Genomic DNA, 12,457 nt, shown 5'->3' with positions numbered 1-12,457 from the left:
CATAACAAGATTGTGATTTTGATTACATCGTATAAAAAGAATTGAATACTTCCACCTAAACGACTGTTAATGTCTAGCCCCAGCAATGATAGTCCATTACCAATTAAGCCATTCAACCATTTCATACCTAATATTTGGTCCTGGAAAAATAGCCATATTGAATTTACTGCTTCCAATAAAGTCCCTCCTTCACATGACATATCAATTTTTTTTGATGTGATAGAGTTTTATAAAAGCCACCTTTCGATGACCTTTATTTGCAACAATTTGATTGATTTTCAGTATTTGGTGTTGTCAACTCTAACAGTCGTTTAGACGCATATTCACTTCCGCTTTTACTCAGGCTGTAATGCGTCCATTTTCCCTCTTGTCTTGCATTAACAATACCGGAGTCGCAAAGTATTTTCATGTGGTATGATAAAGCCGATTGTCCTATGTTCATCTTTTCAATCAGAACACACGCACATTTTTCCCCACTCTTTAAATAATCTAAAATCGTAAGTCTTTTTGTATCGCAAAGAGCCTTAAAAATTTTTGCGTCTTTAGAAAAATCAGTCATTATCATCACTCCTCACATCAAATTATTTTGATGTACATATCATAAACCTCATAATTCAGTTTGTCAATATATTATATCAAAATATTTTGATGTATTTTGCTTTTTCTCCTGATTATCCTATATAAAAAACTTTCTTTTGCATTGCTTACCTAAAACAAAACAGGCAGGGATTTTCCCCTACCTGCTTCGCTTATTTTTATCATTTTGTCTGTTGTCAGTCAACAATGGTAATGCTTTCGATCACCGGCTGTTCTTCCGGTTTGATGGTTCCGTTGTCATCTGTGGGTTTCGCATCCTTACAGATTGCATCCACAACGTCCATTCCCTCTGTTACATGGCCAAAGCCTGCATAATCTCCGTCCAGGAAGGTGCTGTCCTCATGCACGATAAAGAACTGAGAGCTTGCACTGTCCGGATCCATAGCTCTTGCCATGGAAATTACGCCTCTTGTATGAGAAATATTATTTTCCACACCATTATTGGAAAATTCGCCTTTGATGTTTTCATCAGAGCCGCCGGTTCCATTTCCCAGAGGATCCCCTCCCTGAACCATAAAGCCGTCCATAATACGGTGGAAGGTCAGTCCGTCATAAAAGCCCTCCTGAGCCAGTTTTACAAAATTGGTCACTGTGACAGGAGCGGTATCTGCATCCAGCTCTACCTGGATCTCGCCGTAATCCTTCACATTGATCTGCGCATGATGGATTCCTGTCAGCTCTTTACTGGTATCAAGAACTGCCTCTTTTGTATCCTTTGCATCGGAAGCATCCTCTTTATCAGAAGCTTCCTCACCTGTACCGTCGCTGAATCCCGCTTTTTCTGCCATCTCGTCACTGACTGTCTTCTCGCTGCCGCTCTCTGTCTTTGTATCTTCTGTTTTCTGTCCGCATCCTGTCATCATGCCTGCTGTAAGGACTACTGCACAAAGTACTGCCAGAGTTTTATGTTTCATTTTTTATTTTCCTCCTGATTCTGCTGTTTACTGACAAAAATCCTCCCTGGGGACTTCTGTCATATGATGTTCATATGCCGGAGTCTCTCTTTCCCTTTTTCCTTACCGGATTCTGTCCGGGAAACCAACTTTTCTCTGAACCTTGCGCAGAGTTTTTGTTGCAAAATAATTAGCCTTTTCTGCGTTTTCTTTGATAATGGAATCAATGTACGCCTTATCCTTAGAAAGACGGGCAAACTCATCCTGAAGAGGTTTGAGAGCAGAAATAACAGACTCTGCAACCGCCGGTTTCAGCTCACCGTAGCCTTTTCCCTCAAATTCCCTCACTGCCTCATCCGGAGTTTTTCCTGTGCAGGCACAGTAAATCTCAATGAGGTTCTTTACGCCCGGCTGCTCGTCTCTGTAGCTTACACAGCCCTCGGAATCTGTTACCGCGCGCTTAAATTTACGCATAATGGTATCCGGGTCATCCATAAGATAAATGCTGGCATTGGGATTTTCGTCAGATTTGGACATTTTTCTGGTGGGATCCTGAAGGCTCATGATCTTTGCTCCCACCTTGCCAACATATGCTTCCGGAACAGTAAACACATCTCCGTAAATGTTATTGAAACGCTCTGCAATATTTCTGGTAAGCTCCAGATGCTGCATCTGGTCAATTCCAACCGGAACCACGTCTGTCTGATACAGGAGGATATCTGCTGCCATCAGAACTGGATAAGTAAACAGACCTGCATTGATATTATCCGCATGCTTTGCAGATTTATCCTTAAACTGAGTCATACGGTTCAGCTCTCCCATGTAGGTAAAGCAGTTTAAGATCCAGGCCAGTTCAGCATGTCCGGAAACATGGGACTGATAGTAAATGCAGTTTTTCTTCGGATCAAGGCCTGCTGCAATATAAAGAGTCAGAAGATTGCGGGCGCTTTTGCGAAGCTCTGCCGGATTCTGACGGACAGTAATAGAATGAAGGTCTACCACACTGTAAAAGCACTCATATTCATCACTTAAAGTCAGCCAGTTTTTCAGAGCGCCAAGATAATTTCCCAGGGTGAGATTTCCTGTTGCCTGCATTCCGCTGAATAAAACTTTTTTGTCATTTATCATAATCTATACCTCTCTTACTGACGCATTTTGGAAAGTATTCAGGTTCTTTCCTTTATGCACTTCTGAATTGTATATTAGTTTATCATTCTGTAGAAATAAAGTCAATTACTTGTCACCTGGAACCTTATCTGTTAAAATAGTCACAGGTCACTATTCCGAGACATACAGGGCAAAATGCCATCACCGAAGGTGATTAAGAAATATAAAAATTCAGGAGGAAAAAACATGAAAAAAATTGCAAGCTTTACCATAGACCATATTAAGCTTCAGCCGGGAATCTATGTTTCCAGAAAAGACTATCTGGGCGATCAGGTGATCACCACTTTTGATATTCGTATGACTTCTCCCAACGAGGAACCTGTTATGAATACTGCAGAGCTTCATGCCATGGAACATCTGGCAGCTACTTTTCTCCGAAATCATACAGAATTCGGACCAAAAGTTATTTACTGGGGTCCAATGGGCTGCCGTACCGGAAACTATCTTCTGCTGGCAGGAGATTATGAATCAAAGGATATTGTGGGACTGATGACAGAAATGTTTGAATTTATCTGCGATTTTGAGGGAGAAATCCCGGGCGCTTCTGCAAAGGACTGCGGAAACTATCTGGATATGAACCTGAACATGGCAAAATATCTGGCGGATAAATATTTAAAAGAAGTTCTTTACGATATCAAAGAGGAACGGCTGGTTTATCCGGAATAAATTGAAGTAACTGTATTTTTCAAGGCCGGTTTGTACAACAAACTGGTCTTCTCAGGAATAACAATATTTAAAAACCAGAGCCTTTTCTGTTTCAAATAGAAAATATGCTCTGGTTTTTCTTCGCTTTTGTTTTTACTGAACCGGCGCAGCAGTTCCCTCTGCTGCAGGAGCAGCTCCTGCCGGAGCCTCAGTAGTCACATACTGGGCGCTGACATAACCCTTCTGTCCGTTAAGATCTACCTCGATCCACTGTCCGTCTTCACTGACACCTGTGCCGGTAAGCTGATCTCCTACCTTGGTACTCTTAATAACATTTGTCTGATCTGTTGTTACACAGTCTGTACGGATATTCGCCTCATTGTTTGCATAATATGTAGCGTTTTTCTGTATGATCTTGACACCGCTTGCTGTCTGAGAAGTCTGAGGTACCGGGGTTGCTGTCACAACCGGGGTTGGTGTTGCTGCCGGTGTAGGCGTTGCAGTCGGGGTTGGTGTTGCCTTTATCACAGTCACGGTAGAGTCCTCTCCTCCTGTACTGTATCCGCAGCCGGATGCAATAAGAGTAAGACCTGCCAGTGCAATCAGTAATCTGGATTTCTTCATAAGAATTTTCCTCCTTTATAGCATACCACCATGATACCCCATTCCGGGTGGATTATGCAAGCCTTTTTTGCTTTTGACCTCAGAAACGGAAATCTCTTTTTCCCTGTTCAATCTCTTTGAGATTCCTTGCGCAGATCTCTCTTGTTTTTTCTCTTTCTACCTTCTGAAGCTCTCTCTCGATCACCTTCAGGCCTTTCTCTCTTGTATCCGGGGAAGCATAGTCTTCCAGGTATTCTTTCAGAGTCATCAGGGCATTGGGGTGACAGCAGTTGGCGATCTGACCGCTCTTTACAAGGGACATGAAACGGTCTCCGGTGCGGCCTTCCCGGTAACAGGCTGTACAGAAGCTTGGAATATATCCCAGTTCCAGAAGCCAGTTGACGATCTCATCCAGAGTTCTTCTGTCGCTCAGATCAAACTGTGCGGAATTATCCTCCTCTGCCTCTTCCTCTGCATAGCCTCCCACAGAGGTTCTGGAGCCTCCGCTGATCTGGGAAATACCAAGATCCAATACCTTTTCTCTGCACTTCTGAGACTCTCTGGTGGAGATGATCATTCCTGTATAAGGCACTGCAATACGGATCACAGCTACGATCTTCTGGAAAATCTCATCCGGAACTGCATTGGTAAAATCTTTTGTGTCAATATCATCAGCCGGACAGATTCTTGGAACGCTGATGGTATGAGGGCCTACTCCAAATCTTGCTTCCAGATGCTCTGCGTGCATCAGGATTCCCACAAAGTCATAACGGTAGGTTTCCAGTCCAAAAAGCACTCCGCAGCCAACATCGTCTATTCCGGCTTCCATGGCCCGGTCCATGGCCTCTGTGTGATATGCATAATCACTTTTCGGTCCTGTGGGGTGAAGAGCCTCATAGCTTTCTTTATTATAAGTTTCCTGGAAAAGAATATAGGTTCCGATTCCCGCTTCTTTCAGCTTCCTGTAATTTTCTACTGTCGTTGCTGCAATGTTTACATTCACACGGCGGATGGCTCCGTTTTTGTGTTTGATGCTGTAAATGGTTTTGATACTTTCCAGAACGTATTCAATGGGATTGTTTTTTGGATCCTCTCCTGTCTCCAGAGCAAGACGCTTATGTCCCATGTCCTGAAGGGCGATTACCTCCTGGCGGATCTCCTCCTGAGTCAGTTTTTTACGGCGGATGTGTTTGTTCTTTGCATGATAAGGACAGTAAACACAGCCGTTGATACAATAATTAGAAAGGTAAAGAGGCGCAAACATAACAATTCTGTTTCCATAAAATTTCTGTTTGATCTCCTTTGCCACATGATACATTTTATCCACCAGCACCGGATCATCACATTCCAGAAGAAGCGCTGCTTCTCTGTGACTTAATCCCTTACAGTCTCTTGCTCTCTCGATCAGCCCTTCGATCAGCTCCGTATTATTTTTATTTGCTCTGGCATATTCCAGAGAATCCAGAATCTCCTGATGATCAATAAATTCTGTTGCCTTTGTTGATTTCGGATTATACATAAGTCCTCCTTCTGCTGCCCTGAAGCAGCCTGTCCTTTTATTTTTTATAATCTCCACGGTCTGTTACAATACAACAGCCGATTGTCTCCATTCTCTTTTTTAACTGTTCCACACACTCTGCGGCCTCGTCACCTGTGGAAATTTTTCCGTCATAAAGCATATATTTTTTTCTCACAGAAAGAGGTGACAGATTGGGCATGACTACGTTTGCTCCGGAAAGTATCCCAAGCTCTCTTCCGTCAGGGGCAATGGTGCCAAGAGCAGTGGTTGCCGGAAGAAGAGCCCGGGGCAGCATCAGCCGCACAAGAGCCAGGTAAAAAAGCGTATCCTCAAGGGTTCCGTCCTCTCTGCTCCGAAAAGGAGTATTCTTATGAGAAATAAAAGGTCCGATACCCACCATTTCCGGATCCAGCTCTTTTAGAAACAGAAAATCCTCTGCCAGGGTCTCTGCCGTCTGTCCCGGAGACCCCACCATAAATCCTGCTCCTGTCTGAAACCCCAGCTTTTTAAGCGTTCTGAGACAGTCCTTCCTGTGCTGAAGAGATAAAGGTTCCGGATGCAGAATCCGGTAATGCGTCTCGTCTGCAGTTTCATGACGAAGAAGATAACGGTCTGCTCCGGCCTTCCGGAATGCTCTGTACTCTTCCTCCGTTCGTTCCCCCACGGAAAGTGTCAGGGCACAGTCCGGATATTGTTTTTTGATATGACGTACCAGCCCGGCCAGCCTTTCCCCTGTAAAATATCCGTCCTCGCCTCCCTGAAGTACAAAGGTACGAAATCCCAGCTCATAACCCTGTTGGCAGCAGGAAAGGATATCCTCTTCTGTCAGACGGTAGCGCTGGGCGGCATGATTGCTCCTTCTTAAACCGCAGTAGTAACAGTCGTTTCTGCAGTAGCTTGTAAATTCGATCAGACCTCTTATATAAACCTGATTTCCATATATTTTCTGCCGCACACCCCTTGCCAGCCTCCGGGCATAAAGATCTGTCTCTGTATTTCTGTTGGATAGCAGTGTCAAAAATTCTTCCCTGGTCAGTTCCTGTGTATGGTGCAGCTTGTCGATCAGCTCTTTCATAGCTCTTTCTCCGGCATTTTTGAGTACACGGTTTTGCTGGTAATGCCTTCCAGCATTCCAAGCTTTCCGGACAGCGCGCTGATCTTTTCCTGAGGAGCATCCAGTATCACACTGATCACAGACACTCCCTTCGGACGATAGGGCACTCCCATTCTTCCTACTATATATTCTCCATATTCATGGAGCAGCCGATTCAGTTCCCCGCTTTTGGAACGGTCTTCCACAATAATGGCGATCACTGCAATTCTTGTATCCATAAAACATCTCCCTTCCTGCCTGTTTCCGCCAGATACAGGCTGTCATATTTCCCATGCATCCGTTCCCAGCCTGATAAAAAATAAAACGGTGTCCTTCTGGACACCGGAACATATACAGAAAGACCGCAGTTTCTGACTGCAGCCGTATCTCGCTGTTTTTTACATTCTCTGACGCCCATTCTTCTCAGGCTTTCCTTAAAAGTCCGGTACTGTTTCAGCATACCATATCTTTTCGTCAAAAACAACTAATTTTTCTGTAAATTCTCGTTTTTATCGTCATTATGTATAAGTCCTGTCACAATTCTCCCACGATTATTCTGTGGAACACCTGATGAATCGGACTCCGGAAAATACTGTTTTTACAAAGTGTCAGCCCCTTCTGCGCTGCATGTCCCGGCATTTTAGATCTATATGTCAGAACGCCTGGCAGAATCTTATCTGTAAAACGTTTCCGGTATTCTGTATTTCTTTATAAAATTCCCGGATTTTATACTATACTCGGCACACAATTTCTATTATAATGAAAAAAACGTTACTTCATACAGTAACAGGAACAACACCTGAAGTTTCAGCGCCGTTCTGAAATGATCAGGAATCTATCTACAACATCGGAGGAAAAATTATGGATTCTGCATTATATGCCAATTACCTGGCTATCCTGCATCATGAACTGGTTCCTGCTCTCGGATGTACGGAGCCTATTGCCATTGCCTATGCTGCAGCCAAAGCACGGCAGATTCTGGGAGAATTTCCGGATTCCGTTGAAATGCATTTAAGCGGAAACATTATAAAAAATGTAAAAGGAGTCACGGTTCCCAATTCCGGAGGATTGAAAGGAATTGATATTGCAGCGCTTCTTGGAATTACAGGAGGCAATGCCGATAAAGCCCTTGAAGTTCTTGAAGGCATCCGTCCGGAACACATCAGACAGGCTCAGGAGCTGGCTGAAAAACACCTCTGTTCCTGTACGCTTGCAGAAGGAGTTGCCAATCTCTATATCTGTGCAAAAGTAAACAAGGGCAGCCACTATGCGGAAGTGACCATTGTTGACCAGCACACCAACATCACCAGAATCGTCAAAGACGGACAGGTTCTTTTTTCCGGAGAAACCGCAGAGAAAAAGCCGGAAGAACCTCCTGTTGACAAATCAAAGCTTACGGTAAAAGATATTCTGGATTTTGCGGATCAGGTAAAGATTGAAGATGTCCGGGAGCTTCTGGAGCGTCAGATCCGTTTAAACACAGCGATTTCCCAGGAAGGCCTGGACAATAATTACGGGGCGCAGATCGGCAAAACACTGATGCATGTATGGGGAAAAGGAATTACTACCAGAGCCTGCGCAAGAGCTGCCGCCGGAAGCGATGCCCGCATGGGCGGCTGTTCCATGCCGGTTGTGATCAATTCAGGAAGCGGCAATCAGGGCATGACAGTTTCTCTTCCTGTTATCACCTACGCGGAGGAATGGGAAGTTTCCAGAGCAAAGCTTTATCGTTCCCTTGTTGTCAGTAACCTGGTTGCCATCCATCAGAAATATTATATTGGAAGTCTTTCCGCATACTGCGGAGCTGTCAGCGCTGCCTGCGGAGCCGGAGCTGGAATCACTTACATGTACGGCGGAACCTATCAGCAGGTTTCCCTGACTATTATCAACACGCTGGGAAATGTAGGCGGAATCGTATGCGATGGCGCAAAACCGTCCTGCGCTGCAAAAATCGCTTCTTCTGTTGACGCAGCCCTAATGGCTTTTCACATGAGTATTCAGAATAAAAGCTTCCTTCCGGGTGAGGGAATCATCCGGGGTGATGTGGAAGAAACCATAAAGAGCATGGGCTATATCGGCCGCGTGGGAATGAGAGCCACTGATACGGAAATACTGAACATTATGATCGACCGCGTAAATGTAGATCAGGACTGCTGATCCTTACTCTATGCCGTTTTTTTACCTAAAAGGAGGATTTTTATATTTATGAAAAAAAAAACAGTTTTTTTACCAGCCTGCCCTTTAAGCTTCTAGTAGGCGTTGTTCTTGGCATTGTTTCCGGAATTATCCTGAACGCCACAGACGGCTCCGGCATCACTGCCGGCATTCTGAATGTGGTGGTCACTCTGAAATACGTGCTTGGACAACTGATCAATTTCTGTGTGCCTCTGATCATTATTGGTTTTATTGCACCGTCTATTACCAAGCTGGGCAACAGCGCTTCCCGGATGCTTGGCGTTGCCATTGTGATCGCCTACGTCTCTTCCATTGGCGCGGCCTTTATGTCTACAGCAGCCGGATATGCAATGATTCCTCATTTATCCATTGCCACTGACGTAGAAGGGCTGAAACAGCTTCCGGAAGTAATTTTTGAACTGGAGATCCCGCAGATCATGTCTGTTATGAGCGCCCTGGTCTTTTCCATTATGATCGGACTTGCCGCAGCCTGGAACAAATCAAAAATGATCACAGGGGTTCTTGAAGAATTTCAGGCAATTGTTCTTTCTATTGTTTCCAAAGTGATCATTCCGGTTCTTCCCTTCTTTATTGCCCTGACCTTCTGCAGTCTGGCATATGAGGGTTCTATCACAAAACAGCTTCCTGTATTCCTTCAGGTAATTGTGATCGTGCTGATCGGACATTTTATCTGGATGGCTCTGCTTTATGTTCTTGCAGGGATCTATTCACATGAAAATCCCATGGATGTGGTACGTTACTACGGTCCTGCTTATCTGACCGCAGTTGGAACCATGTCCTCAGCAGCTACCCTTGCCGTTGCTCTTCAATGTGCAGGGAAGGCAAAGCCGCTTCGGAAGGATATGGTACAGTTTGGTATTCCGCTTTTTGCAAATATCCATCTTTGCGGTTCTGTTCTCACAGAGGTATTTTTCTGTATGACGATTTCCAGAATCCTGTACGGCTCTCTTCCCTCTGTTGGCACCATGATCCTTTTCTGTCTTCTTCTGGGCGTATTTGCCATCGGTGCTCCCGGTGTCCCCGGAGGAACGGTTATGGCATCCCTTGGTATCATCACCGGCGTGCTTGGATTTAATGAAACCGGCACTGCCCTGATGCTTACTATTTTTGCTCTTCAGGACAGCTTTGGCACTGCCTGCAACGTAACAGGTGACGGTGCGCTAACACTTTTCCTGACCGGCTACGCCAAACGCCATCACATTCAGGAACAGAACATTCACGTTGATCTCTGATCTTTACTGGCAGACAAAAACTGCAGAAGTCCGTTTCTTTTCTGAAACGGAACTCTCTGCAGTTTTTATTATTCCTGCTGTATTTTCCTGTAAACCGTTTGTTCTCTTTTGTGTAAAACAGCTTCTTGGTTAATTTTTGGTTTCAAAGCATTCCTTTTCCACTGATCTACGGATTTTATAGAAAAGCCTGATTTTTTATTTTTCTGCTTTCAGGGTATTCTTTCCTCTTGGAATAAAGGTTCCCAGTTTTTCTTCTTTCAGTTTTCCATCCTGCACTGCATGATGACCTCTCAGGAATACGTCGTCAATGGCACAGTGAAGAGCAAAGCCTTCAAAGGGATTATTATCCGTATTGTATGCATGAGTTTTAGCCGAGATCACACTTTCTTTTTCCGGATCCAGAACAACAATATCCGCATCACTGCCCTCCCGGATCACGCCTTTTTTCGGATATACCCCATAGAGCTTTGCGGGATTTTCACATAAAAATCTGCACATCTGGGCTTCCGTGATCTTTCCGGTACGGACACCGTAGGTATAAAGCAGCGTTCCCCTGGTCTGTACTCCCGGAAGTCCGCCGGGTATCTTTGTAAAGTCATCCCTGCCCAAAGCCTTCTGATCCAGGGTAAAGCTGCACTGATCTGTGGCAACGGTCTGGATATCCTCTTTTTTCAGTGCATCCCAGAGACAGTCCTGATCCTCTTTTTTACGGATGGGAGGCGCGCACACATAAACAGCTCCACCGAAATCCGGTTTTGAATAAGCGCTGTCATCCAAAAGAAGGTACTGAGGACAGGTTTCCGCATAAACAGTCTGCCCTTCCCTTCTGGCTTTCATAATCTCTTCATAGGCTTTGCGGTTGGTCAGATGAACAACCATAACAGGCGCGTCTGCTTCTTTTGCGATCACAAGAAGTCTGTGGACAGCTTCAGCCTCCATGGTATCCGGACGCACAAGAGGATGATTTTCCGGGCCTGTTCTTCCCTGCTTTTTCGCTTCAGAAATCAGCGCATCGATCACTCCGGCATTCTCACAATGAACTCCGGCAAAGCAGCCGCACTCTCCCAGCTTTTTCAGGATCTTATAAAGGTCACAGTCATTTACTATCATAGCCGGATAGGTCATATAAAGCTTAAAGCTTGTAATTCCTTCATCAATCATATCCTGAATTTCTTTTTCCGTCTGCTCATTCCATTCTACAACAGACATATGGAAAGAATAATCGCAGGAACATTTTCCGTCTGCCTTTCCATGCCATTTCTCCAGACCTTCCTTCAGCGTATGACCGCCCTTGTCCTGAGAGGCATAGTCAATGACCAGAGTGGTTCCTCCCAGAATCGCAGCCTTTGTTCCTGTCTCAAAATCATCAGCAGTTACTGTTCCCGCAACCTCAAGATCAAAATGGGTATGCCCGTCAATAAACCCCGGGAAAAGCAGTTTTCCGGACACATCCATAACCTCTGCATCCTCTGCGGATAAATTTTCTCCTACCCTGACAATTTTTTCTCCGTCTATAAGAACATCCTGGCTGATCATGCCGGAACCTGATACTACTGTACCGTTTTTTAGTAAATATTTCATAATTTGTCACCCCCGATTTCTATTTCTTTTATTCAATATACCATTATTTTTTCTCTCCTTCAACTGTTTCTGTGCAGGTTACTCAAAACTTCTTGAGGCTTACACAATTTTTTTCGCAAAAAAACTTTTTATTTATATCCTATTATGTTAATATAAAAGAAAAAAGCAACAACGGAGGAGGTAAACTATGGGACGGCTTACTGTACTGAAACAGATTGCTCACGATATTGCCTGTCAGTTCGGCCCTGACTGCGAAGTAGTCATTCATGATCTGAAAACAAAGGATCCGGAAAATTCTATCGTGTATATTGAAAACGGACATGTGACAAACAGAGGGATCGGAGACGGACCTTCCAATGCGGTTTTTGATGTGATCCGGCATAATAATAACAAGACACAGGATGAGCCCCAGGATCACGCCGGATATCTGATGAAAACTTCTGACGGCAAAATTCTGAAGTGCAGCACCTCTTATATACGTGATGATGACGGCAGTCTCCATTATGTTTTTGGGATCAACTATGATATTTCCAGACTGACCATGATCGAAAGCGCAGTTCATGATCTGGTCACTCCTGTCAACACAGAAGAAAAGCCAAAAGAAATTACCCATAATGTCAATGATCTTCTGGATCATCTGATTGAAGAATCTGTTGCTCTGGTAGGCAAACCGGTGGCTCTTATGAATAAGGAAGACAAGGTAACTGCAATTCAGTTCCTGAATGACTCCGGGGCATTTCTGATCACCAAGTCAGGAGACAAGGTCGCAAATTATTTTGGCATTTCCAAATACACCCTGTACAGCTATATTGATGTCAATAAATAATCTCCCGGCTGGCGCAGCGCTTCACCTGTCTGCATTTTCATGTTATTTTAAGCAAAAAAATCTCATACATCAGCCGGGCATTTTCTCTGCCGCAAAACGCTGAAT

The 12,457-nt window shown here is 44.4% G+C and carries 12 protein-coding genes and 1 pseudogene; 4 read left to right on the top strand and 9 right to left on the bottom strand.

The window, feature by feature from the left end; genetic code table 11:
* The 4 genes and pseudogenes from QVP40_RS13885 to trpS all read right to left on the bottom strand — a co-directional run.
* Nucleotides 1-176 (bottom strand): annotated as a pseudogene (locus tag QVP40_RS13885) (permease); the annotation flags it as partial.
* Between the two features lie 77 nt (nucleotides 177-253).
* A complete protein-coding gene (locus QVP40_RS08095) occupies nucleotides 254-559 on the bottom strand; it encodes an ArsR/SmtB family transcription factor (RefSeq protein ID WP_022067961.1) in 306 nt (101 codons plus the stop codon).
* A gap of 214 nt (nucleotides 560-773) precedes the next feature.
* Nucleotides 774-1,511, bottom strand: a complete 738-nt coding sequence (locus tag QVP40_RS08090) for a peptidylprolyl isomerase (RefSeq protein ID WP_022067960.1) — start codon at nucleotides 1,509-1,511, stop codon at nucleotides 774-776.
* A 102-nt stretch (nucleotides 1,512-1,613) separates the two neighbouring features.
* Nucleotides 1,614-2,618: a tryptophan--tRNA ligase gene (trpS, locus tag QVP40_RS08085; protein ID WP_022067959.1), complete on the bottom strand. Its 1,005-nt coding sequence runs from the start codon at nucleotides 2,616-2,618 to the stop codon at nucleotides 1,614-1,616.
* A gap of 225 nt (nucleotides 2,619-2,843) precedes the next feature.
* Here trpS and QVP40_RS08080 point away from each other — a divergent pair, with 225 nt between their 5' ends.
* The gene (locus tag QVP40_RS08080) at nucleotides 2,844-3,323 is read left to right on the top strand and encodes an S-ribosylhomocysteine lyase (protein ID WP_022067958.1); all 480 of its coding nucleotides are present in this window, start codon (nucleotides 2,844-2,846) and stop codon (nucleotides 3,321-3,323) included.
* 132 nt (nucleotides 3,324-3,455) lie between these two features.
* Here QVP40_RS08080 and QVP40_RS08075 read toward each other — a convergent pair whose 3' ends face one another.
* The 4 genes from QVP40_RS08075 to QVP40_RS08060 all read right to left on the bottom strand — a co-directional run bounded on the left by QVP40_RS08075 (nucleotide 3,456) and on the right by QVP40_RS08060 (nucleotide 6,756).
* A complete protein-coding gene (locus QVP40_RS08075; protein ID WP_022067957.1) occupies nucleotides 3,456-3,926 on the bottom strand; it encodes an SH3 domain protein in 471 nt (156 codons plus the stop codon).
* 79 nt (nucleotides 3,927-4,005) lie between these two features.
* A complete protein-coding gene (hydG, locus tag QVP40_RS08070; RefSeq protein ID WP_022067956.1) occupies nucleotides 4,006-5,424 on the bottom strand; it encodes a [FeFe] hydrogenase H-cluster radical SAM maturase HydG in 1,419 nt (472 codons plus the stop codon).
* A 37-nt stretch (nucleotides 5,425-5,461) separates the two neighbouring features.
* Complete coding sequence (gene hydE / locus QVP40_RS08065; protein ID WP_022067955.1) at nucleotides 5,462-6,499, bottom strand: [FeFe] hydrogenase H-cluster radical SAM maturase HydE; 1,038 nt, start codon at nucleotides 6,497-6,499, stop codon at nucleotides 5,462-5,464.
* Nucleotides 6,496-6,756 (bottom strand): TM1266 family iron-only hydrogenase system putative regulator, encoded by a 261-nt coding sequence (locus QVP40_RS08060; protein WP_022067954.1) that lies wholly within the window; start codon nucleotides 6,754-6,756, stop codon nucleotides 6,496-6,498. Before QVP40_RS08060 ends, hydE begins: the two co-directional genes overlap by 4 nt.
* 622 nt (nucleotides 6,757-7,378) lie before the next feature.
* On the opposite strand from QVP40_RS08060, the gene QVP40_RS08055 reads away from it, so the two are divergent.
* The gene (locus QVP40_RS08055; protein WP_022067953.1) at nucleotides 7,379-8,674 is read left to right on the top strand and encodes an L-cysteine desulfidase family protein; all 1,296 of its coding nucleotides are present in this window, start codon (nucleotides 7,379-7,381) and stop codon (nucleotides 8,672-8,674) included.
* Nucleotides 8,675-8,718: 44 nt separating this feature from the next.
* Nucleotides 8,719-9,945, top strand: a complete 1,227-nt coding sequence (locus QVP40_RS08050) for a dicarboxylate/amino acid:cation symporter (RefSeq protein ID WP_288200397.1) — start codon at nucleotides 8,719-8,721, stop codon at nucleotides 9,943-9,945.
* 195 nt (nucleotides 9,946-10,140) lie between these two features.
* Here the strand turns inward: QVP40_RS08050 and hydA are convergent, their stop codons facing one another.
* The gene (hydA, locus tag QVP40_RS08045) at nucleotides 10,141-11,526 is read right to left on the bottom strand and encodes a dihydropyrimidinase (RefSeq protein ID WP_022067951.1); all 1,386 of its coding nucleotides are present in this window, start codon (nucleotides 11,524-11,526) and stop codon (nucleotides 10,141-10,143) included.
* Between the two features lie 187 nt (nucleotides 11,527-11,713).
* Here hydA and QVP40_RS08040 point away from each other — a divergent pair, with 187 nt between their 5' ends.
* Complete coding sequence (locus QVP40_RS08040; protein WP_022067950.1) at nucleotides 11,714-12,352, top strand: helix-turn-helix transcriptional regulator; 639 nt, start codon at nucleotides 11,714-11,716, stop codon at nucleotides 12,350-12,352.
* The last annotated feature ends 105 nt before the right edge of the window (nucleotides 12,353-12,457 follow it).

Origin of the sequence: Blautia sp. CAG:257 (assembly GCF_000433815.1) — a bacterium.
Lineage (GTDB): Bacteria > Bacillota > Clostridia > Lachnospirales > Lachnospiraceae > Blautia_A > Blautia_A caecimuris.
Note: the sequence above shows the minus strand (reverse complement) of the source record. Positions and strands in the feature narration are given on the sequence as shown.

Coding starts and splice junctions, on each gene's coding strand:
- hydA (WP_022067951.1), bottom strand. CDS start 11,526: ATGAAATATTTACTAAAAAACGGTACAGTAGTATCAGGTTCCGGCATG.
- trpS (WP_022067959.1), bottom strand. CDS start 2,618: ATGATAAATGACAAAAAAGTTTTATTCAGCGGAATGCAGGCAACAGGA.
- QVP40_RS08075 (WP_022067957.1), bottom strand. CDS start 3,926: ATGAAGAAATCCAGATTACTGATTGCACTGGCAGGTCTTACTCTTATT.
- hydG (WP_022067956.1), bottom strand. CDS start 5,424: ATGTATAATCCGAAATCAACAAAGGCAACAGAATTTATTGATCATCAG.
- QVP40_RS08040 (WP_022067950.1), top strand. CDS start 11,714: ATGGGACGGCTTACTGTACTGAAACAGATTGCTCACGATATTGCCTGT.
- QVP40_RS08080 (WP_022067958.1), top strand. CDS start 2,844: ATGAAAAAAATTGCAAGCTTTACCATAGACCATATTAAGCTTCAGCCG.
- QVP40_RS08095 (WP_022067961.1), bottom strand. CDS start 559: ATGACTGATTTTTCTAAAGACGCAAAAATTTTTAAGGCTCTTTGCGAT.
- QVP40_RS08060 (WP_022067954.1), bottom strand. CDS start 6,756: ATGGATACAAGAATTGCAGTGATCGCCATTATTGTGGAAGACCGTTCC.
- QVP40_RS08055 (WP_022067953.1), top strand. CDS start 7,379: ATGGATTCTGCATTATATGCCAATTACCTGGCTATCCTGCATCATGAA.
- hydE (WP_022067955.1), bottom strand. CDS start 6,499: ATGAAAGAGCTGATCGACAAGCTGCACCATACACAGGAACTGACCAGG.
- QVP40_RS08090 (WP_022067960.1), bottom strand. CDS start 1,511: ATGAAACATAAAACTCTGGCAGTACTTTGTGCAGTAGTCCTTACAGCA.